Source organism: Pedobacter ghigonis, from assembly GCF_903166585.1.
Lineage (GTDB): Bacteria > Bacteroidota > Bacteroidia > Sphingobacteriales > Sphingobacteriaceae > Pedobacter > Pedobacter ghigonis.
Map to the genome: position 1 here is coordinate 181,673 of NZ_CAESCM010000005.1, position 23,731 is coordinate 205,403.

The 23,731-nt window shown below is 43.3% G+C and carries 11 protein-coding genes; 2 read left to right on the forward strand and 9 right to left on the reverse strand.

Annotation, left to right across the window (positions count from 1 at the left end; translation table 11 throughout):
- Positions 1–7: 7 nt before the first annotated feature.
- Genes HWV58_RS09880 through HWV58_RS09900 form a run of 5 tightly spaced genes read right to left on the reverse strand, consistent with a single transcriptional unit; the run spans position 8 to position 13,553 of the window.
- Complete coding sequence (locus HWV58_RS09880) at positions 8–1,210, reverse strand: glycosyltransferase (RefSeq protein ID WP_175633950.1); 1,203 nt, start codon at positions 1,208–1,210, stop codon at positions 8–10.
- Entirely contained in the window at positions 1,189–1,986 is a 798-nt protein-coding gene (locus tag HWV58_RS09885) for an alpha/beta fold hydrolase (RefSeq protein ID WP_175633951.1), read from the reverse strand. The genes HWV58_RS09880 and HWV58_RS09885 overlap by 22 nt, the downstream gene beginning before the upstream one ends.
- Positions 1,974–2,273: an acyl carrier protein gene (locus HWV58_RS09890; RefSeq protein WP_124560137.1), complete on the reverse strand. Its 300-nt coding sequence runs from the start codon at positions 2,271–2,273 to the stop codon at positions 1,974–1,976. The genes HWV58_RS09885 and HWV58_RS09890 overlap by 13 nt, the downstream gene beginning before the upstream one ends.
- Complete coding sequence (locus HWV58_RS09895) at positions 2,261–6,496, reverse strand: type I polyketide synthase (RefSeq protein WP_175633952.1); 4,236 nt, start codon at positions 6,494–6,496, stop codon at positions 2,261–2,263. The genes HWV58_RS09890 and HWV58_RS09895 overlap by 13 nt, the downstream gene beginning before the upstream one ends.
- Before the next feature lie 22 nt (positions 6,497–6,518).
- Positions 6,519–13,553 carry a type I polyketide synthase gene (locus tag HWV58_RS09900; RefSeq protein WP_175633953.1) on the reverse strand — a complete coding sequence of 2,345 codons (7,035 nt, stop codon included), beginning with the start codon at positions 13,551–13,553 and terminating at the stop codon, positions 6,519–6,521.
- A gap of 784 nt (positions 13,554–14,337) precedes the next feature.
- Between HWV58_RS09900 and HWV58_RS09905 the strand changes: the two genes are divergently transcribed.
- On the forward strand, positions 14,338–15,666 hold the full coding sequence (locus HWV58_RS09905) for a rhamnogalacturonan acetylesterase (protein WP_175633954.1): 1,329 nt from the start codon (positions 14,338–14,340) through the stop codon (positions 15,664–15,666).
- A 12-nt stretch (positions 15,667–15,678) separates the two neighbouring features.
- A complete protein-coding gene (locus HWV58_RS09910; protein ID WP_217706970.1) occupies positions 15,679–18,021 on the forward strand; it encodes a glycoside hydrolase family 127 protein in 2,343 nt (780 codons plus the stop codon).
- A gap of 297 nt (positions 18,022–18,318) precedes the next feature.
- On the opposite strand, the gene HWV58_RS09915 is transcribed toward HWV58_RS09910, so the two are convergent.
- The 4 genes from HWV58_RS09915 to HWV58_RS09930 are packed head-to-tail and all read right to left on the reverse strand — an operon-like array spanning position 18,319 to position 23,724.
- Entirely contained in the window at positions 18,319–19,293 is a 975-nt protein-coding gene (locus HWV58_RS09915) for a glycoside hydrolase family 43 protein (protein ID WP_235972693.1), read from the reverse strand.
- A 2-nt stretch (positions 19,294–19,295) separates the two neighbouring features.
- Positions 19,296–20,231: a glycoside hydrolase family 43 protein gene (locus HWV58_RS09920; RefSeq protein ID WP_175633956.1), complete on the reverse strand. Its 936-nt coding sequence runs from the start codon at positions 20,229–20,231 to the stop codon at positions 19,296–19,298.
- A gap of 4 nt (positions 20,232–20,235) precedes the next feature.
- Positions 20,236–22,173 carry a glycoside hydrolase family 97 protein gene (locus HWV58_RS09925; RefSeq protein ID WP_217706971.1) on the reverse strand — a complete coding sequence of 646 codons (1,938 nt, stop codon included), beginning with the start codon at positions 22,171–22,173 and terminating at the stop codon, positions 20,236–20,238.
- Between the two features lie 6 nt (positions 22,174–22,179).
- Entirely contained in the window at positions 22,180–23,724 is a 1,545-nt protein-coding gene (locus tag HWV58_RS09930) for an alpha-N-arabinofuranosidase (protein WP_175633957.1), read from the reverse strand.
- Positions 23,725–23,731: the final 7 nt, after the last annotated feature.

Consider the following 23,731-nt stretch of genomic DNA (forward strand, 5'->3'; position numbering starts at 1 on the left):
GTATAATTTAACTGATGAATACGTTTGAGGTTCTGCTGCTTAAAGTTTCCAGTAAATCGGCAGCACTTTCTGTTCCACCGGCCTGGATAAAGGATTGTTTAATCTGCTCAGCAGCAATTTTGTAACTATCGTTCTGCAGCACTTTGTTTACGGCTTCTTTAAGGTGGCTGGCTTTAAAACGGTTAAAGTTTAAACGTTCTCCGGCACCAACCCTGAAAACACGTCCGGCTACGTGGCTTTGGTCGTAAGCAATCGGGATTACCACCATGGGCAGTCCGTTCATTAAAGTTTCGCAAACGGTATTGTGTCCGCCATGGCAAACTACAGCATCAAGGTGTGGTAAAAGTTCCAATTGTGGTACCTGGCGCTGCACGGTAAAATTAGCCGGCCACTCATCAAATAAAGCAGGATCGGAAACCACTACCACATGCAGGTCTTCATTAGCAAAAGCCTCGATTACCTTGGCAAAAAATGCTTTTTTATGTTCGTGATCGAAGGTGGTACCAATGCTCACCAGTATTTTAGGTTGGGTAATGTTCTTAAACGCATCCCAGTTAAAAGGAATAGTTGTTTTGCGATGGTTAAAAACAGGGCCTACAAATTTAAAATGTTCAGGTAGTTCCATCTCACCAAAGAAATCACGTGAGGTAAGTACCAAAGTGGCGAGATCGGAGCAGGCAATAGAACCGCTTGCCGTAATGCCGAATTCTTTTTGCAGCTCCACAATCTGGTTTACTTCCCATTCGTGCACTTTTGGCAACTCATCCATTACTTTTATCGCTGCCGGAGCAGTAACCGAAGTAACGTAAGGGTAGTTTTTGTTGGTTGCGGCAATGGTACCGGCAAACATCTGGTGATCGGTAATTACCAAATCGGGCTTAAACTGATCAAGCAGACCGGCAATACCTTCGTAACTGTGCCTGTTTAGCGGAATCAATACTTCTTCGTACAGAAATTTGATGCTATCGATACCGTACACAATCTTTTTGGCAATGATATCGAGGTATTTTTCTGAATCTTTTTTCTGCTGGTCGTTCTGGTCGTAGCTGATTACGAGCAACTCGCCGCGCTCAGGGAGTTTATCGCCCAGCGATTGATCTAAAGTAATCCACGCTACACGATGACCTCTTTCCAGTAAAGCTGCCCCCATACTCAGGGTTGGGTTGATGTGGCCGGTTAGGGGAGGAACTACAAAAACGAATTTTGCCATCTGTGTTTAATTTTATTTTTCTTGAAGAAGTTTAATAAGGTTTCTGCAATAACTAATGGTTGCTGGATCGGAATATTATGATCGCCCGGAACGGCAATTAAATCTGCATTTTCGATCATTCTATCAAGGTGTTTACCTGCGTTTAAACAATTGGAATCTGTGCCATATAATAACAGGGTAGATTTTTTTATGGTTCTGATTGCCGGGCTGCCGAAAAAGTCTTTTTCGAGTTCCATATCGGTTTTGATAGAGGTTTGATAAAAGAGGTACTCGTACATGCGGTGGTTACGTTCCATCTGCCTTTTACCCATTTTCACTTTGGTGGTATCGGTAAAATTTTCGACGTAATGCTCCAGAAACTCGCGGCTGTACTCGTCAATAATACCCCTTGTTTTATCATCGTTCGGATCGGGTGCCTCTATTACAGCCAGCTTGTTTATGCGCTCCGGAAAACGGATGGCCATTTTTAAAGCAATCAATCCGCCAAAACTATACCCGCCCAGATGCACTTTTTGCAGGTTTAATTCCTTCATCAGTTCAAGCAGATCGTTGGTCATGCTTTCGAGATCGTAACCGAACAAAGTTTTTTCGCTCATGCCATGGCTTTTCAGATCATAAAGTACCACATGGTATTTGGTGGCCAGCAATGGTGCGATATTAAAATAATAGACAGACAGGTTACTGAACATCCCGTGAACGAGGATGATGGTTTCAGCAGCCCCTTTGTTGAGTTCCTGAATATGAACCGATTTGCCGTTTACCGTTATGACTGGCATTCTTCGATATAAGAGATGATCATACCCAGGTTTAAATTGATCAGCTGATCTAAATCCATTGATGATAACCAGCCCGTAAAATCGATCTGCTCGCCAAAATGAGCTTTGATTTTTTCGGAAAAAGACACAATTTCGATGCTGTCCATTTCGAGGTCTTTGGTGAAAGAACTTTCGGGGGTGATATCCATTTCTTCAACAAATTCTTCGCCGATTACTTCAGTGATAAATTTTTTCATGAGGTCGAAAATTTCTTCGCTGCTCAGTTTCGTAGTTGCTATAGTGTCCATCCGATGATATAGTTTTTATGTTTGATTGTTTTAATTGTGATGTTATTGATGCGTAATTCTTCGCCATTTACCTCTGCTACGGTATAGGCTTTTGGGTTGCCCTGTAAACCTTTGCCCAGGTATTTTCCGTAGGCTTCCTTAGCTACCCAGAAACGGGTTGCCCATTCAATTTTGTCGCGGTTTTGCAGCAGTGCCATTTCGTGATCGTTAAAAACGAGATCAAAAAAGCCTGCACTGCGTTCTTCTATGTGTTCGATATCGATGCCAACGGGTTCGTTAAATCGGGCAATGCCAACGGCATCAGTACCTTTATGCGCAATAGAAATATTGATATTAACGGTTAAACCGCCTTTAACATAAGGTTTTCGGTGTTCGTCTGAATAAATTTCGAAAGTAATCGGATAGCAGGCCTGGTTTTTCTGCGTATTCAGTAAATTTCTTACCGCATCTTTTGCAGCTACGCGACTGATCATCCAGGTTCTTCTTTTATTGGGCAAAAGGTTGTTGTGATGTTTCTTTTCGGTTTGGTTGAAATATCTTTTGAGGATGAAATCCCACGACACCACACGTGTGTAGGCATTACCGAAAAGAAAAACACCTGGCGCAACCTCTTCCGATAAACGGTTGTGCAGTGGCGACATCGATACATTCCAAAGTGGTTCGTCGATTTCGAGTCTGCGGTTCTGCCAGCCTGAAATAATCAACCAGGTTAGGCCATCTCTTTTCATCACGATATCGGCTGTGGCAAATTCATCGTTGATTTCGGTAAGCACGCAGGTACATTCGAAAGTACCTTGCTGATCGGCCATATCGCCGAAAAATTCAATTTCCTGGATTTTAACAGGAAAAGCAATTCTATCCTTCTCTAAAGTAAGCTGCAGCCATAAACCGAACAACTGACCTGCATTATCCAGTAAAGAACCTTTTCCGCCTGCAGCTTCGATAATACCGGTAATTCCTTTTTCGCCAACAGCGACTAGTTTTTTGATACCCTGATAATCCGGTCCGTGGAACATGTGCGCGTCGTAAATCTGTGCAGAAGTACGGTCGATATCCAGTAATTTTCCGATGTCGAAATTCCGGTTTGGAGCAGGACTTAACTGCGCTGCAAGCTGTACTTCAGCATTGGCGAAACGTTCGAGGTTAAGGTAAACCCTTTGTTCGTCTTTCCACTCGCCCGTTACGGTTTCCTGGAAAGGTTTAACTACATTCATCCATTGAAAAACGCGCATATTCATAATTTTCTGCACTTTTTCTTCGGGCGATTGCGCATTGGCTATTTCGGCAAACACTTCAAAAATCATGGTCATCGGAATCACCGGGTCCATATCTTCTACGGTTGGCCAACCTTTTGGCTGCCTCAATAGCGAGTGATCGATAAGGTAAGGGCAGTTCTCCAAACTCACATCCAGCGTTTTACTAAAGGCTTGTCTAACTGGTTTTACCGGCGCAGCTGGTGCCCAATTGCCTGGCTGATCAACCTGCAACGCGGCATTTTCAAAAAGCCCGATCATTTCGCTTTGCATGTTGATCATTTCCATTACATTCTCGTTAAAAGCCTGTAAAACGGGATGTTTGGCCTCTACAAAAGTTTTAGGCTGCACAGGCTGAGCTTGCTTAATGGTTAAACCTTTAAGCGTTTGCAGGTTATGGATAATCGGCGAACCGAGTTCGAGTTTAATGCCTTTGTTTTTTTGTGGCGGCGTTGATTTAATGTTGCCAAGGTAATTGAGCCCGATTTCTTTTCCTTCGACAAAAAGTGCCGCCAAAACCCTTTGCAACTGCGTAATACCCGAACGGATAGGCACGTTTGCACTAATGGTACTAAAATCTTTGCCCCTTAGCGTATCGTCGATAAAGCCTACCAAACCACCAGAACCTACCTGGATAAATACACGTGCGCCCTCAGTATAGAGTTTTTCGGTAAGCTCGCGGAAACGCACCGGTTTAATCAGGTGTTCGGCACTTAACTGGCGGATGGCCTCAAAACCTTCGGGATAAGTTTCTAAAGTAGTAGCCGACCAAAGTGGCGTTGTGGTTTTTCTGAACTGCATATCCTGCATGCCTTCGAGAATCAGGCCCAACTTATCTGCCACAAATGGTGAGTGGAAACCCGATTGAAAAGGCAGGATCTGATGGAAAATCTGTTTCGCTTTTAATATCGGCACCAGCTCATCGAGCGCATTTTTACTGCCACAGAGAATTACCTGTTGCGGACAGTTATCGTTCGATAGGTACAAATCAGCGATACTTTCTATAATGGGTTGGAGGTTAGCTAAACCTGCACCAACGGCAATAAACCGCGAATCTTTAAGCTCAAAAGTTTCGGGGTTAAGTACATTCAATAAATTCATTACCGAACTTTCTTCGGCAAGTTCCGAAGATCTTGCTGCAAGCCATTCGCCAAGACTGTGGCCTGCGTTCATATCCGATTTAACACCCAATTGTTTTAAGGCCTGGTCTAAAACGCTGCTTTTGTTCAGGATATTGAGCGCCTCGCTTAAAAGTCCATCCTGTTTGTCGTTCTCATCGATATTGATGTTGAAATAATCGGCTACCGATTTAATTTCGCCACCGGCAAGCCCGTCTAAACCTGGGAAAACGAAGGCTATTTTGCCATCGTTGGCCAATAAAGGCGAATTGGTGTACCAGATATCTTGTTTATTCCTCCAGGGAGCATTTTTAGCTACAATTTTCAGGGCTTTTTTAATCCTTTCTTCACTCGGATTAAACAGTACCAAACGGAAATTACCCTGCCCGATGCTGTAATCACCATTTTCGAGTGATTGAATCAAGCCTTCATGACTAGGCCGAGCAAGCACCAAAACTTCGTCTTTTTTAGGACGATCGTAAGCGCTTAGTACCACGTGGGCATTGATTCCCCCGAAACCAAAGGCATTTACAGCAGCAAGTTTTGGTAAACCCGACTGGTTCCAGTCGGCAGCTTGCTGTACGGCTGAGAAACGGGTTTCTGCCAGTTGCGCAATGGGTTCATCGCAATGCAAAGTAGGAGGAATGATGCCATGATACAGTGCCAAACTCGATTTAATCAAGCCGGCAATCCCGGCTGCGGGCATGGCATGGCCGATATTTGATTTAACCGAACCGATACCCGCTTTTGGCAGATCTGCATCCTGACCAAAAAACTGTTTCAGGGTTTCTACCTCGGTTTTATCGCCAAGTGGTGTGCCGGTACCGTGGGCTTCTAAATAACCAATATTTTTACTTTCCAATCCGGCATTTTTCCATGCTTCGGTAATGGCTTTTAACTGGCCTTTAACCGATGGGCTCATTACACTGGTTCCGCTGCCATCGCTGCTGATGCCCACACCTTTAATTACCGAATAAATTTTATCCTGGTCGCGGATGGCATCTTTGAGTCGTTTAAGCACCACAAAACCGCATCCTTCGCCAATAATCAGGCCGTCAGCATTTTGATCGAAAGGTTTAATTTTTTCCTGTTTGGATAAAGCGCCCAGTTGTGAAAAAATACTCCAGAAAGCTGCATTCTGACCCAAATGTACACCGCCGGCAATAATCATATCGCAACGGCCGCTATTCAGTTCCTGCACACCATGATCAACTGCAATGAGCGAACTGGCACAGGCTGCATCCAGCGTAAAGGCCAAGCCGCCTAAATTAAGCCGGTTTGCCACTAACGAGGCCACTAAATTAGGGATCAGTCCCATGGCCGTATCGGCGCTGAAACGGCCTTTACGCAATTGAAACTCATGCTTTACCTTTTCAATTTCGGCCTCGCTCAATTGTGGCATCAAATCTTTCATTATGCTCGAAATCTGTTCTCCTGTACGTACAATTTCGATGGCACGGGTTGCCCCGGGACCTATATAATTACCTTTACCAATAATGATCCCGGTTTTATCGAGGGAATAATTTTTTTCGAATACCGCTGCATCTTCGAGTGCCTGATGAACCAGATCGAGGGTTAACAAATGATCAGGTTCAGTGCCTTCAACCGCTAATGGTAAAATACCAAAACGCTGCGGATCGAACTGGTGATCAGGGATAAAACCACCCCGGTTGCAGTAAAAACGATCAACACCGCCCAGGTTTTTGTTGAAATGTACCGGATCAATCCGATCGGCCGGAACCTGTTGTGTGGCATCTACCCTGTTGATGATATTCTCCCAAAAGGTCTGCATATCCTTCGCACCTGGAAAAATGCATGACATTCCAATAATTGCTATGTCGCTTTTCTTCATCTTTTTCGCTTAGGGGATCTTTCTATGTCCAGGTGTTTCCAGCCATGATCAATACCTGGCTTTCTTTACCATATTTTAGTTCGTTAAGGAAAGTTTCCATTCCATCCTGTAGCGGGATCAATGCAATTCCCCTGCGCTGGTATTCTTTCTCCAAAGTTGGCGAAACCATACCTGCACCTTTCCAGGGGCCCCAGTTAATCGCCATTACCTTACCCTGTATTTTCTGTTTCAGGGCCCAGGCATATTTATCCATTACACTGTTTGCAGCTGCATAATCGGTTTGTCCACGGTTTCCATAAACAGAAGCAATGCTCGAGAAAAGGATTACAAACTGGGTTTCAGGTCGTAATTGCTCTGCAAGCACCCTTAATGGGGTCACTTTGGTATCGAAAACGCGACCAAATGATTCGGATGTTTTGCTGTGGAAGAGCTTATCTTCCAGTAAACCTGCACCGTGTACCACACCATCAATACGCCCGTGTTCTTCGTAAACCTGGTTAATCAGGCGGGTTAAAGCTTCTTCATCTTTAAGATCTAGCGATTCGTAAACCACGGTAGAACCACCTTCTTCTAAAGTGGCAATGCAACGTAAAATCTGGTTGTTTTTATAAATCCTATTGGTTTCCTGTTCAATTTCTGCAGGTTTTTTAATTTCTCCCTGTTTAATCAGGTATTGCCTGATCTCATCTTTGGTTTTTAATGCAGCACTGGGCTCGTTTGCAGAGGAAATCGGATTTGCCGAACGGCCCACCAGGATATATTTACAAGGATAATCTTTGGCAAAATGGATCGTTAATTCAGCTGTGATACCTTGTGCGCCGCCCAATACCAATACCACGGAATCTTTATCTAAATGGATATGTGCATCGGTTTCGGTGCTTAGCTGGGTTGGGATCAGCTCCATAATGTGACGCTTATGGTCGTTGTAGATAACCTCAGAAGGTTTATCCGGGTTTAAAATTTCGTTCAGCGCCATGTTGGCAATTTCATCGGCCGACATTTTGGTTTCCAGACTGATGAAGCGGCATTTGGTGTGCTCATATTCGCGATCCAGGCTTTTAAAGAAACCCGAATAACCCTGGTAATTCCTTAAGAAAGAAATATCAGACTGATCGTTAAAATACCGCTTGGTATCAGCTATCAGGTACACCCATTTAACGGTGTCGAAATTGAGTTTTTTAATGGTTGCAAAATGATCCAGGATGCCCGATTTCTTTTGTGCTTCGAACATGTTCATGATGATGAGTCCCTGATAGCCATCCAAAGGATCTTCGAAATTGACTACATCGGCAATGGCACCATGTTTTTCTAAAAGCTTTTTGATTTTGACGGCTTGTCCGCCACCATCATCAGTTAAGGCAAAACGTTGTCCTTTTAAAATGGCGGCTTCGGTAACGGTTAAGGCCGCAGGAGTAAGCTCAAATCTCAAACGCGATAATTTTTCTTTAACGGTCTGATCGTCGATGCTCTCCTCAATAAGCTTTTTTGCTTCGATAAGCACCTCCGAGCTTTCGGCTTCTACATCTGCAATCCAGTTTACCAGGCTGCTTAAGGTTTTAATCGCGGCCAGTTTTTCTGTTAAATCATCAGTCTGTTCGCTTGCACTGCCAAAATCAATTTTTTCTTTCAGGGAGGCAATAATTTCCATTCTTTTTATCGAATCGATACTCAAATCGGCTTCAAGATCTAAATCCATGCCCAGCATTTCTTTAGGGTAACCGGTTTTTTCGCTCACCACATCTAAAATAACGGAGGTTAAGTCGTTTAAGGAAAGTTTAGCCGGTTCGGTTTGACTAACTGTCTGGGCAGCTTGTGGAGCGGCTGTTGCAGTGGTTTTGGATTGCGAATTTTCAGTAATCCAATTTACCAGGCTGTTTAAGGTTTTTAGTCCGGCCAGTTGCTCCATTATTTTATCTTCAGGCAAATTGAGCTGGGCAAAACCACCCAGTTCGGCGCGAAGTGCACCGATAATTTCTACCCGTTTAATCGAATCGATACTTAAATCGGCTTCGAGGTCCATTTCCATACCGAGCATTTCCTGCGGGTAACCGGTTTTATCGCTCACAATTTGCAGTAACACGAGTTTTAGGTCTTTTTGTTCCGTAACCGCGGCAACCGCCTGGATAACCGGAGCAGGTTGTGCGATTTGTTGTGTTACAGGGATGGTTTCAATATGGATGGGTTGAGGGGCCTGATACGTATTTAAAGGCTGTTGGTAATGCGCTGGCAGGGCAGGTACCTGACCTAAAAAAGAAAGCATTACATCGCGTTGCGCTTGAATCATTGCTTTCATGCTTTGCAGGTATTCCTGCATCATCAGGTCCTTGGCAGAACCAAAAGCCTGTTGATTTTCTGTTGGGGTAATGGTGTTATTCATAAGCGTGATAGGTTTAGTAATAGGAGATGCACCGTAAGCGGGGAGCTTGCCGGTTGATGGAACAGCATGCTGGCCGTTAACCTGCCAAATGGCCGGACTTTTTTTGTATAATGCAGGCTCATCGATTTTAATCAGTTTAGCCTCGCGGCCTTCAAAAAGTTTTTCGATCAATATTTCGCGACCTGTAGCCATGTAGCCGGCCAGTGTGCCGAGCAGATGGCTTAATTTGTTCTGTCCCTGATCTTCGGTATGTAAAATTACCTCATCCTGGCCGATGCAGGCTTTAGTGAGGCCACTTAATACCTTGCCCGGGCCAACCTCAATAAAAATGCGCGCACCTGCTGCGTACATGCCCTTTAATTCATCTACGAAAAGAACAGGCTGGATTAAATGATCGGTTAACCGTTCTTTAATGGCTGCTGCTTTGGTTGGATAAATTTTGGCTGTGGTGTTAGACCATACCGGAATTTTAAGATCGTTAAAGTTTACATCTGAAAGCACCTGTTGGTAAAGCACTTTCGATTTGCCAACCAATGGGCTATGGAATGCGCAGGCTACTTCGAGCGGACGGAAAGATATTTTAGCCGCTTTTAAAACCGCCGACAGTTGGGCAATGCCCTGAGTACTGCCTGCAATTACACATTGTGTTGGGGCATTAAAGTTTACGGCATAAACTCCCTCAATATCGTTTAAGTATTGTGCAAGGTTTTCTTGTTTCGTACTTACGGCAAGCATGGTACCCGGATCGCCGTTTTCTACAGCGTTTAAGATCGCCAGTGCTCTTTCGGCACTTAAATGCACCAAGTCCTTTTCGTCGAAAGCACCAGCAAAACAAAGTGCAGGCAGTTCGCCATAACTATGGCCGGCAACCATATCGGGTACAATGCCCAGCGATTTCAGGAAGCTGGCAATAGCAAGGTCGACAATGCCAAGCAGGGGCTGCGCCATGCGGGTATCTTTTATGCGTTCTTTCTGTGCTTTTGCTTCGGCTTCGGTAAAAACAGTATTGGGGAAGAGTATTTTCTCATACTCCGGGTAATCTTTTAACAATTTTCTCATCTGCGGAAAAACCACAAATAGGTCTCTGGCCATGTTTACACGCTGACTGCCTTGTCCGGGAAACATGAAGGCCACTTTACCATCCTGTTTTTTAGTGAGGTAGGTATCTTTGCTTTCAACGCCGGATAAAACAAGATCGATTTTCATCACCAGATCTTCGGCATGGTTGGCTACAATGCTCAATTGAACAGGTTTTGCATCTGCTGTTGCCAGGCTGTAGGCAATATCTTTCAGTTCGATCTGATCATTCAGTTCCAAAAGGTTTTTTACTGAAACGAGACGGTTTTTAGCTTCCTCGTAGCTGTCGCCCCTGAAAACAAATAGTTCTGATGGCCACGATTTTAAGATCGGATTTTGATCTGCTGTATTTTTTGCACTTTCTAAAACGGCATGGAAATTAGTTCCGCCAAAACCGAAGGCGCTAACACCTGCGTAACGTTTTTCTTCCATCCATAAACCGGCCTCGGTATGGAAAGCGAAAGGACTGGTTTGTGCATTGTAAAAGCTATTGGGTGTTTTTAAGTTAATGGTTGGAGGTTTTATCCCATGGTAAACCGATAATGAGGTTTTGATTAAACCCGCAATACCAGCGGCACATTTGGTATGGCCAATCTGCGTTTTTACAGAGCCTAAATGCGTTTGTCCTGCTGTTGCACCCGATTGGTTGAGCATATCGGTTAGTGCGCTGATTTCAGTTTTATCGCCAACTACGGTACCTGTACCATGTGCTTCTACCAAACCGATTAAAGATGGGGTAATTCCGGCCTGACTGTAAGCTCTTTCGAGCGCATTTACCTGTCCGTTTTTACGTGGAGCGGTTAAACCCAGGCTTTTTCCATCGCTCGAACCACCTACGCCTTTAATAACAGAGAAAATGGTGTCGCCATCTTTTAGTGCGTCTTCGTATCTTTTCAGCACCACCATTGCAACACCTTCGCCGAGGGCAATTCCATCAGCTTCGGCATCAAAAGTGGCACAGCGGCCTTTTTTAGAAAGGGCATGCGTGCTCGAAAACATCAGGTAATCGTTAATGCCATTGTGGAGGTCTGCTCCGCCCGCCAAAACCATATCTGATTTTTCTAAAAATAACTCCTGGCAAGCGAGGTCTATTGCCGCAAGCGAAGACGCACAAGCTGCATCAACGGTATAGTTTCTACCGCCAAGGTTCAATCTGTTGGTAATCCTGCCGGAAATTACGTTGGCTAAAATGCCCGGAAAAGAATCTTCGGTGGTTTTAGGCAAAGCAGCGTCAACTTCGGCAGGCATTTCGCCAAAAACCTGCTTGTAATAGCCCCTAAAGCTATAGCTGTTGGCCAGATCGTTTCCACCTTCTGCACCAATAATAACCGAAACATTTTCGTTATCCATGCCTCCATCGGCATAACCTGCGTGTTGTAATGCCTGTTTGGCCACCAGTAAACTGAGGAGTTGTGTAGGCTCTATTGCCGCTAACGATTGCGGTGGAATACCAAATTCGAGTGGATCGAAATCGATGGTTGGAATAAAGCCTCCCCATTTGGAGTGCGACATATCACCGGCTGTTGAATCGGGGTTATAATAAAGTGCTTTGTTCCATCTTTCGTCGGGTACTTCGGTTACCGAATCTTTACCTAAGATAATGTTGCGCCAGTATTCTTCGAGATTTTTTGCGCCAGGGAAAATACAGGCCATGCCTACAATGGCTACATCTAATGCCTGCGCCTTATTTTCGGGAGGAGCAGGAAGTTTTGCCTCTAAAATATGCTTATAGTTTTGATCGGCTACATCCTGGTGAAGATCCAGTAATGATATTATTTCTTTTTGCATCGGAGCCACCTGACCGATCATATACATGCCCAGGTCGGTTTGCCCGGCCTGATCAATTTTAACCAGTTCGTTGCCACGTCTTTCAATTCCTTTAGCAGCAATACGCAAACGTCCAACGTTTAGGGTTTCGAGTTTCGACCAGATTTCTTTTTTATCCAGTCCAGCGGCTTGCATTTTTTGTTTTTCTTCATTGAAAAAAGTTGCGAAAGGAGAGTTTAAACACCGGGTTTCGTGCCCTGGAGCAGTTTCAAGCAATACGGTTTCGCTGGCATTCAGGGCTTCCTGTTGAAATTGATCCAAGATGGCACCCGAGCTTACGGCTTCTTTGGTGTATAAATAGGCTGTACCCATCAAAACACCGATTTTCATTCCTTTAGCCGCTAAAGGAGCAGCCATTACCGAGATGAAAGCAGTAGAAAAAGCATCGTGGATTCCACCTGCAAAGAAAACGCTGATGCTTTCTGGGTTTTCTTCCTTTAGCAAACGTTCTATTTGTTTTTCCCACAATACCATGCTGGATAAAGGCCCAACATGACCACCGCATTCGCGGCCTTCAAATACAAAACGTTTGGCTCCTTCTTTCAAAAACATATCGAGCAGCGAGGCTGAAGGCACATGTAAAAAAGTTTTGATGCCTGCCTTTTCGAAAGGTTTGGCCTGCGAAGGCCGGCCGCCTGCAATTAATAAAACAGGAGGTTTGGCCTTTAAAATATATTCCTGCTGTTCATCCCTGAGTTCCTGTGGAGCAAAACCTAAAATACCAACACCCCAGGTTTTTTCGCCTGCAAACTTTTTGGTTTCTTCGATCAGGTTTTTGGCCGATTCGCCTTTTAATAAGGATAGTGCGATGAACGATAATGCACCAGCTTCCGAAACAGCATTTGCAAATGGTGCTACGTCGCTCACCCGGGTCATAGGTCCTTGAGCAATAGGGTAGGTGATGTTTAAATCCTGGGCAAGCGAATTGTGCGGCTTAATTACATTGATGGCCTTTGCTTGTTTAATGTGCCCGTAAATAGCTTCCTGAAGGCCAAAAATCAGTTTGTTTAGCTTTTTATATTTGTTTACAAGATCTGCTGATAGGGCAATATCCTGACCCATTGGCAGGTAATGCTTTTCTAAATCGTAACCTTTGAAGTAATGCTGTAGGGTGAGGTAGTCCGTATCATCAGCCAGGGCTGGCGAATTTGGCCGAACAAGCACACGGCAGCCATCAATTAATTTGGTTTCGGTGCCACTTAATTTTCCGAAGATGTTTTTTAAAGCTGCAGGTGCCGAACATTCGGAAAACATAGCCAGTTGACTATCGAGAATAATACCGGCAGCTCCCTGCGCCATTAACGATGCCGCTGTATGGATGCCTACACCACCCTGAATCCAAACCGGAAGGGTGACTGCTTTAATAACCCGTTGAAAAAGTATGAAGGAAGACTCGTAAGCAACACAGCCAGCGCCTTCATTTCCTTTTACAATAATGCCATAAGCGCCATTTTTTTCTGCTGCGAGGGCTGATTCAAGATCGAAAACTTGATAAATTATTTTTGCGTTCTTTGGTGAAGGAACCGACAAACCAAAAGGAGCAATAATGAGGCTTACCTGCTGTGGTAAACGGATATCTGCTAATGCCTGCGAATGAATGCAGACCCCAAAATCAGACAATTCGGATTGTATGGTTGATTGAAGGGCTAATTCAGCTTCTTCAAGACAATGTCCAAGGCTTAATACTGGAAAGCTACCTGCTTTTTGTAAATCGGAAACCAATCTACTATCGGGGATTTCGAAAGGCGTTACTCCAATGATGGCGTGTTTGTTCATGGCTTTAGATTTGAATCTTCTACTTTGTTTGGTGGATGACTTTATGTGCGGCATAATGGTTCTTTATGCCGACTTTAATACACAGCAATACAGCTTTTTAGCGCTTGAAATAGTGTGTATGATTAATTAGACTAAGGTACAAATTGGTAGGGTCAGATTTTCAGAAATGGAGCTGAATGAATGAAGTGAATGACTGGAAAAGACTAAAGTTTTCGTTTTAGGCTAAAATGAATTTTCTGAACAGGAAGACTATTGTTTATATGAAATTGATGTGTTTTTAAGGTTTTTCGGGATTTGGAAGCTAAAAATTAAGCGGTTATTGATTTAATATTATCAATTGATTAATTCGTATGGTTTATTTGTTAACTGATTGCTTTATTACTGCTTAAGCTTGTGTTTTTCTAAGTTGTTGATTAGTGATTGTCCTCATTTTTGCAGATTTACCTGTGTTGATTATGTTTTCTTTGTCATTTTTTAGGCTTCATGTCTCATCTGAAATTTTTACCTGAAAATTCCATAAAAACACTAAGTAGGTTTAATCATACAAATATTTAGTTTTAATTCTGGCTTATTAAGGCTGCTTTGCTGGCTTTTTCTCAGATAAGTGGCATCTATAAATATTAAAAACATCATTAATTAAAAGATCTCCGTATTAATGGTTTAATTGGGAATTGTTTTTATATATTCGTTTTATAATCGTCAATAAGACGTTTAATTTAACCAGATTCAAATCAGGATGTTATACGCCTTGGGTTACCATGGCAGGCCTGTATCAATTTAGATTATGAGCATTCAGCATTTTATAAAACCATTTGTTGTTTTAGGGCTATTGGCTAACCTCTCGCAGGCCCAGCAGAAAACCAGTTACAAATTCGATTTTGGCCCAGGCAAGGTTGCCCAGGGTTATACCCAGATTTTACCTGGCGATGCCTACAGCAGGGAAAAGGGATATGGATTTGATTTTGACTCGAAAGTAAGTGCTGAAAACAATGGCGGTAAAAATCTTTTAACCAGCGATCTGGTTAAAAGTGATAAACCTTTTTATTTTTCGGTGGCTTTACCCGAAGGGAATTATAAAGTGATCGTAACACTTGGCGACCCTAAAAATGCAGCACTGAGTACTGTAAAAGCCGAGTCGCGCAGGCTTATGCTCGAAAATATCAAAACTGCCGCCGGCCAATCGATCAACAAAACCTTTGTGGTTAATATTAAAGATAAAAATATTGCAGGTGGACAGGTTGTTGGACTAAAACCACGCGAACTGACCAAGCTGGATTGGGACGATAAACTGACTTTGGAATTTGATCACCAAACGGCCCTGCAGGCCATCGAAATTACCAAAGCAGAAGATCAGATAACGGTTTTTCTGGCTGGAAATTCGACGGTTGTGAACCAGGACGATGAGCCCTGGGCCTCTTGGGGGCAAATGATTCCCCGCTTTTTTAAACCCGGTGTGGCTATTGCTAACCATGCAGAATCGGGTTTAACATTAGGCTCTTTTGCAGGGAGCAGGCGTTTAGCTAAGATCTTAAGCATCATGAAACCTGGCGATTACCTGTTTGTCGAATTTGGTCATAACGACCAGAAAGAAAAAGGACCAAACGATGGTGCCTATAAATCGTACACCGAAAGGTTAAAGACCTTTATTAGCGAGGCAAAGAAAAAGGGTGGTATTCCGGTTGTGGTAACTTCTACCAGCCGACGGTCTTTTGGCCTGGAAGGGAAAATTGTAAATTCTCTGGGCGATTTCCCCGATGCGGCACGTAAGGTAGCTGCCGAAGAAAAAGTTGCCTTGATTGATCTTAATGCCATGACAACAACTTTATTTAATGCCCTGGGCGAAGAACCTTCTAAAAAAGCATTTGTACATTACCCGGCCAATAGTTACCCTGGGCAGGATAAAGCACTGGCCGATAATACCCATTTTAACCCTTATGGAGCTTACGAAATTGCACAATGCATTATTTTAGGCATTAAGGAGCAGAAACTGGGCATTGCGAAATACCTGATTAGTGATCTGCCGAAATTCGATCCGGCGAAACCAGACGACGTAAACAGCTGGCACTGGCCCGAAAGTCCGAAAAGTAGCGTGGTCAAACCTGATGGCAATTAACAAATGGAGAAGATGAGAACAATATTGATCTTGCTGCTTTTTTCTTCGGCGGTTACCGTTTTTGGGCAAAACGCATTACAGCCATTTGCCTTAAGCGAAGTTAAATTATTGGAAGGCCCCTTTAAACGGGCGCAGGAAACCGATTTAAAATATATGCTGTCGCTCGATGCCGACCGGCTGCTTGCTCCATATTTACGGGAAGCCGGGTTAACACCTAAAGCGCAGTCGTATGGCAATTGGGAAAATACGGGTTTGGATGGTCATATCGGCGGCCATTATTTATCGGCCATTTCGTTAATGTATGCCGCTACCGGCGATATACGTTTAAAGGAAAGATTGAATTATATGGTTGCGGAACTGGCCAAATGCCAGAATCGAAATGGCGATGGTTATCTGGCGGGTATTCCGGGAGGAAAGGAAATCTGGAAAGAAATTAAAGCTGGTAACATTAAGTCATCTAGTTTCTCGCTTAACGGTAAATGGGTGCCTTTGTACAATATCCATAAAATTTATGCAGGTTTATACGATGCTTATGCAGTTGCCGGCAATGTACAGGCCAAAGAGATGCTGATTAAATTAACCGACTGGTGTGTGGATCTGGTGGCCAATTTATCCGATCAGCAGGTGCAGGAGCTTCTTAAGAGCGAGCACGGTGGTTTAAACGAAACTTTCGCACATGTGTATGCCCTAACCGGCGATCAAAAGTATCTTAAATTGGCAAGACGATTTTCAGATCAGTCTATCCTTAAACCGCTTTTAAAAAATACGGATGCGCTAAATGGTTTACATGCCAATACGCAGATCCCGAAAGTGATTGGTTTTGAGCAGATTGCTTTGCTGGATAAAGATACTGCCTGGGCCAATGCAGCCAGTTTTTTCTGGAAAACGGTGGTACAACATCGTACCGTAGCCATTGGGGGGAACAGTGTAAGGGAGCATTTTCATCCCGCGAACGATTTTTCATCGATGACTGAATCGCGCGAAGGGCCCGAAACCTGCAATTCCTATAACATGCTAAAGCTAACCAAACAGTTATTTTTGGCTGCTCCTGCTAACACTTACCTCGATTATTACGAACGTACACTCTATAACCATATTCTCAGTTCGCAAAGGCCAGCAGGTGGTTTTGTGTATTTTACACCAATGCGTCCAGGGCATTACCGTACCTATTCGAGTCCGCAGGAGAGTTTTTGGTGTTGTGTAGGCTCTGGTCTGGAGAACCATGGAAAATACGGCGAGCTGATTTACGCCCATAATGCGAATGATGTATATGTAAACCTTTTTATTCCCTCAACCCTAAACTGGAAGGAGAAAGGCCTTCAGCTTACACAGCAAACACTTTTTCCTGAGGCTGAAAATACTACGCTCCAATTTAAGCTGACAAACAAACAGCGTTTTGCTTTGCATTTCCGTAAACCCGCCTGGTTAGGACAAGAAAAAATGACGGTTTTGGTGAATGGGAAAAAGGTAGCGGTAAAAAACGATGTTAACGGTTATTGCAGTATCGACCGTGTTTGGGCTAGTGGTGATGTGGTTAATATTGCCTTACCAATGCATACCACAACTGAGTTTATGCCGGATGGTTCGGATTGGGTAGCTTTTCTTCGCGGTCCGATTGTATTGGCTGCAGCACTCGATACCTTAGGTGAACCCAATTTAACAGCCGATGATAGCAGGATGGGGCACATTGCCTCAGGCGCTTTATTTCCAATTAGCGATGCACCATTGGTTACAGGGAGAAAAAATACTTTAGCAAAAGAAATTACACTAACAGATCGGAGCACTTTAACTTTCAGTGCGCAAAATGCGATTTATCAACCTAAATATAAATCGTTAAAACTGGTGCCATTTTATACTTTGGCCGAAAAACGTTACGTGGTTTACTTTCCATATAGCAGTGCAGCGGCATTGCCCGAACGTGCGAAGGCGATTAAACTGGCCGAAGAGGAAAAGATGATATTGGAGCAGAAAACGGTCGATTTGGTTAATACCGGCGAACAACAACCAGAGTCGGATCATCATTTTAAAGGTGAGCAAACCGATAACGGTACTTTTAAAGAAAGACATTTTAGAAATGGAAAAGGATGGTTTAGCTACTCGCTTAAAAATAAGGATTTACTGGCTACGAAGCTGAGTTTAACTTATTACGGAAAGGAAAAGAACAGAAACTTTTCGATCTGGATTAATGGTGTTGTTATTGAAAACGTAAAGCTTGATGGGAGCAGAGGGGAGGCTTTTTATACCCACGAGTACGAAATTCCAAAGGCATTGCTAAAAGCAGATTTAGAGCTGAAGTTTGTCGCGGATAGTGGTTCAGCGATAGCGAATGTGTATGAAGTGAGGTTGGTGAAGTAGGTTTGTATAATCAAATACGATCGTCTTCCTGAACTTGTTTCAGGACCTCAATTTAATGGTTTTATTCGAGGAAGAAGAGATGCTGAAACAAGTTCAGCATGACGTACTGGAATGATTTATTTCCTGCCCGTAGAGCCCTTCGGAACGCTACGGACAGATTGATTTAGATTGCTCCTCTTATGGTATCGTCATTTCGAGCGGAGAGTAACGAAGTCGAGAAATCTTTATAGATAGATTTCTCCGTTTCGCCAACTTGCAAAAAACCGGTTGGCTCCAGTCGAAATGACGATCCTATCACTACTTAGCTTTCTTAACCCCTTCGCTGGTCATTACTACACGTTTCATCGTTCCGTCGTTGTTATAATTCAGGTAGTCGATGCATACCGAGCGCCTGTAGCTACCTCCATCGGTATTGATAGCACCATTGTGGTAAATGAAGTACGATTTGCCTTTAAAATCAATAATAGCTTGATGATTGGTATTCGAATTTCCGGCAATTTCGTTCAAAATGCCTTTATATTCCCAGGGGCCATTAATGTTTTTACTCATCGCATACACAATTTTTTCAGGGAATTGAGAAGCATAAGACAGATAATACCATCCTTTTCTTTTGTGTACCCATGGTGCTTCGGTAAACTCAGGTACATCTACTTTCTGGATTGGCCCATCCAGTTCGATCATGTTTTTTTTCAGTTTGGCGTAATAACATTTTTGGTTGCCCCAAAATAAATAAGCCTGGCCATCATCATCAATAATTACCGTTGGGTCGATATCATCCCAGCTAATCTTCACATCAGTGGTCATATCATTGGTGATTAAAGCTTTCCCAATGGCATCTTTAAAAGGACCTCTCGGGTTATCGGCAACTGCTACACCGATAGATTTGCCATGAATGGTACCATGGGTAATGGCCACATACCAATAAAATTTACCATCCCTTTCAATTACCTGCGAAGCCCAGGCATCGTCTTTCGCCCATGCAAAATCTTTTACATTGAGCGGCGATTTATGTTCTTTCCAGGTAACCATATCGGCAGACGAATAGCACAGCCATTCGTGCATCTCGTAAGTGTTTTTAGGCTTTGGGGGTACATCGTGCCCGGTGTATAGGTAAACCGAATCGCCATATACAAAAGCAGCCGGATCGGCAGTATATTTATCGGTAATGATTGGGTTGCCTTTGGCTACAATGACCTGCTCTTGCGCTTTAACTGTAAAGTAGGTAGATGCGAGCATTAAAATCAATCCGCATCTTTTAAAATTCTTTACCATACTTATTGTTTTAATAATTCTTTAAGTTCTTTTTCTTTAATGCTAAGGATGGTCCCATGCCTTAAACCTTTTGGTAGGCTGATTTTATCCGAAACATCGCTCCAATTTTTTAGATCATCAGATTGTATTGCACCATATTTATGATCGCGGTATTTATCAAAATACACCATCCAGTTGTTACCGGTTTTAAGGGTAGTTGGTCCTTCTGCCCAGTAATTTCCGGTAATCGGGTTTCCAGCTTTGCTGTAAGGACCAATTAGTTGATCGGAATAAGCAATTTTGATGTTTTTTTGTGCAGGCTGGCGGGTTTCATCCTTTAAAAACATGATAAACCTTTTGCCCTCTTGCACAATAGTTGCATCAATTACATTAAAGCCCGGATCGTAAAGCAGTTTGGTTTCCGAAAAGGTTTTGAAATCTTTAGTGGTAACATAATACATGCGGTGGTTATAGCCGCTCTCCTCTGTCGAAGCTGTTTCGTTAAATTTACCGGTTATGGTAGTTGCCCAATAAATCATGTAGGTTTTCGTCTGGCTATCGTAGGTAATTTCGGGTGCCCAGGTATTGCGTGCGCCCGCTTCTTTTGCCATAACGGGTATAAATTGTTGTTCGCTCCAGTTGATGAGATCTTTAGAGCTGGCATAACCAATTCCTTTATCTTTCCAGCTAACTGTCCATACCATGTGAAACAAACCATCTGCCCCACGGATGATACAAGGATCGCGCATCAACTTGTCGTTACTCACAGTAGGGCTAAGGAAAGACTGATCATTTTTCAATGCTGTCCACTTATAAGCATCGGTGCTGTAGGCCAGGTGAAGCCCATCTTCGCCATTGCCCTTAAAGTAGGCGAAAAGATAAATTTCCTTTTTAGCCTGTGCCTGCACATTTAGAACAGCCGAAATAAGCAGTAAAGCGATATAGAATAGTTTCTTCATGATTTTATTTTTGCGTTACAACAATTACAAAACCACCAAATGGTTTCATCTTGATGGGAGGAGGAGATTTAATGTCGATGCTTCCGGTTATAAAATCAGCACCTTGCTCGGCATCTGTAATGATTTCAGCCTCTTTTGCGTTGAATTTTGAAAGATCAAGATAGACTAGTTTATCCGAATTTTCGCCATTTATACCCGCGATATACCATTTCGAGCCTGCTTTACGTGCCATTACAACAAATTTACCAGGGTAACCATCCATAAATTTAGTGTCTTGCCAGCTTGCCGGAAAAGTTTGCAAAAATGATTTTACGTAAGCCGGTACAGTAGCCATTCCTTCCGGAGATTCGGCCAGGTGCTGCACGCCCGATTGAAAAATTACGGGTAAAGCCAACTCGAATGCACTGCTGGTTTTACGGTTAATGTTTGCAATTTTATACAAAGTCATAGGCGTAAAATCCATCGGATCGAAAACATTGCGGGTAAAAGGAATGGTGGTGGCATGCATCGGCTCTTCGTTGGCATTGTTCTGTTCGAAGGTGATAAATTCCATACCCTTAATCGATTCCATGGTCATTAAATTAGGGTAGGTTCTTTGCCAGCCTCTCGGTAATGTTGCGCCATGACAGTTTACGCTGAGGTTGTATTTCGCTGCATCTTCAAATATTTCGAGGTAATAGCGAATCATCGATTGGCCATCGCCACCAAAGAAATCTATTTTAACACCCTTAATACCCATTTCCTGTAAGCGTGCGAATTCTTTTAGCCTTTCTGCGCGGTTGTTGAGCTTATTTTTTGGGGTATATTTCACCGTATTCCAGTCGCCGGCCGAGTTGTACCATAACAGCAGGCCCACCTTTTTTTGTTTGGCATAATCGGCCAGTTCCTTCATTTTCTCGTAGCCGATATTGCGGTCCCAGTTAACATCAATTAAGCAATATTCCCAATGCATATCGGCTGCAAAATCGATGTATTTCTTTTGGATATCGTAGGTGATGGAATTGTCTTTTAACATAATCCAGCTCCACGAAGCTTTACCCAGCTGAAAATTGGCCGGATTGATGTTCGTTTTTGCCGGATAGGCCAGATCGGTACCCAGACTGGATTCGGTAACCGTTTTTAAGCTGCCTATGGCAATAATACGCCATGGAGTGTACCAGGGTAAATTAGATTGGGGATTTACATTTTGACCGGTATAAGCTTCTCTCTTATCAGGCAAACCAATCTGGTAATTGCCTTTTGCCGAGTTTTGCTGCAAGCGGGTAGCACAGTAATTACTATCCAAACCGGTTTCAGAAACCAGTAGCCACGTATTTTTATAATTGAATAGTGCTGGATAAACCCAGCCTGCGGCAGTTGGTGCTGCTGTACCTACGGCTATATCTTTCTGGTAATACTCTTCGTAAGATGGATTGGTAGCTTCCCATCCTGTTTTAGCCACCGACATGGGCTGCATCCAGGCTTTCGAACTTCCGAAAAAGTGAAAGCTGGTTTTTTCTTCGGTAATTTGTTTGGTTTGCGTATCGCGGTCAGGGAAATAATAACGGAAAGCTACGCCATCGTTCGATACCTGAAAAATAACATCTATTTTTTTTGAAGCGGCATTTTGCAGGTGAAAAACCCTTTTTTGCGCCAGATACTGATGGTTTAAGCGTTTACTGTTCTGCAAAATATAGCTGTCTTTTACCTGCTCATTTTTAGATACTGAAAACAGCGAGAGGTTTTTACTGAAATCCTCATCAGCTCTTACCAGGCCCAGCGCAGACTGATCCAGCACTTTTTCTGAATTTTTGCTGATGGAGTAAAACAAGGCTTTGTTTTTGATAAATACAGAAACCGAAAGGGATTTATCGGGACTGTTTACCTGATATTGCATTTGTGCACTGGCCATTTGTGTTAAAGCCAGCATTAAAAAAACGGTCTTAAATAATATATTTTTCATTTTTGATTATTTTAATTCAAGAACCACAACCGATTGAGCGGGTAATTCTACCTTTAAAGTGTTCCCTGATTTTTTTGCGCCGTTAAATTTGGCATTGTGCACTTTATCGGCATTTGCAAAACTATTTACATCGGTTAGTTTGGCCGAAGTTAAGATCTGCCCGCTAACTGTGCTCCATTTCAAACCATCTAAAGCTGTGCTTAAAGCAATTTTCCTGTTTGGATCGAGGTTAACCAACGAAATATGAATCGCACCGCTTGCATCCTGCGAAGCAGAAACGTTTAAGGCTGGAATTTTTTGGTCGCCTACGGTATAATCAGGACTGGTAAAGGCAATTGGTAAGTATTTAGCATCCTGGTGCACCTTATACAAATCAAAAACATGGTAAGTAGGGGTGAGGATCATTTTATCCTTTTCTGTTAAAATTAAGGCCTGCAATACGTTTACAGTTTGTGCCAGATTGGCCATTTTTACACGGTCAGAATGGTTGTTAAAGATATTTAAAGTAGTGCCTGCAATAAGTGCATCGCGTAAGCTGTTTTGCTGATACAAGAAGCCTGGATTGGTGCCGGGCTCTACATCCGTCCAGATTCCCCATTCGTCTACCACTAAGGCCACTTTCTTTTTCGGATCGTATTTGTCCATAATGGCCGAGTGTTTGGTTACCAGTTCTTCCATTTTTAAACAGTTTTTCATGGTCGAAAAATACTGGGCTTCATCAAATTTGGTAGCCGATCCTTTTACTCCCCAATTACCTGTTGGGATGGTATAATAATGCAAAGTTAGGCCCCACATCTGGTTGCCAATATTTTTCATGCAGGTTTCGGTCCAGTTATAATCGCCCGAGTTTGCACCGCTGGCAATTCTTTTTAACGGTGCACCCGGATAGTTGCGGGCATAGGTTGCATACCTGCGGTATAAATCAGAATAGTAAGCTGGAGTCATATTGCCGCCGCATCCCCAGCTTTCGTTTCCTACACCCCAAAATGTTACTTTCCATGGTTTTTCTCTTCCATTTTGGCTGCGGATGGCGGTCATTGGGCTCACCCCATCAAAATTCAGGTATTCTACCCATTTGGCCATTTCTTCAACGGTTCCGCTGCCCACGTTGCCCGCAATGTAAGGTTCGCAATCAATCATCTGGCAGAGATCTAAAAACTCGTGTGTTCCAAAGCTATTGTCTTCAGTTACGCCGCCCCAGTTGGTGTTCACCATTTTTGGGCGCTGGTTTCTTGGTCCAATACCATCTCTCCAATGGTATTCATCGGCAAAGCAACCGCCTGGCCAGCGCAGGTTAGGTACTTTAATTTTCTTTAAGGCATCTACAATATCGAGTCTGATCCGCCCTTTATTTGGAATGGTTGAGTTTTCATCTACCCAAAAACCATCGTAAATACAACGGCCAAGGTGCTCAGAAAAATGTCCGTAAATGTGTTTGCTTACCACCTGGTCGCCTCCGGCTTTGATGGTGAGCTGTGTTTCATTTTGTGCCTGCGCCAGGATAGAAGTGCCCAGCAAGGCTATACCGGCGAATAATTTTTTGATCATCATTTTGTAG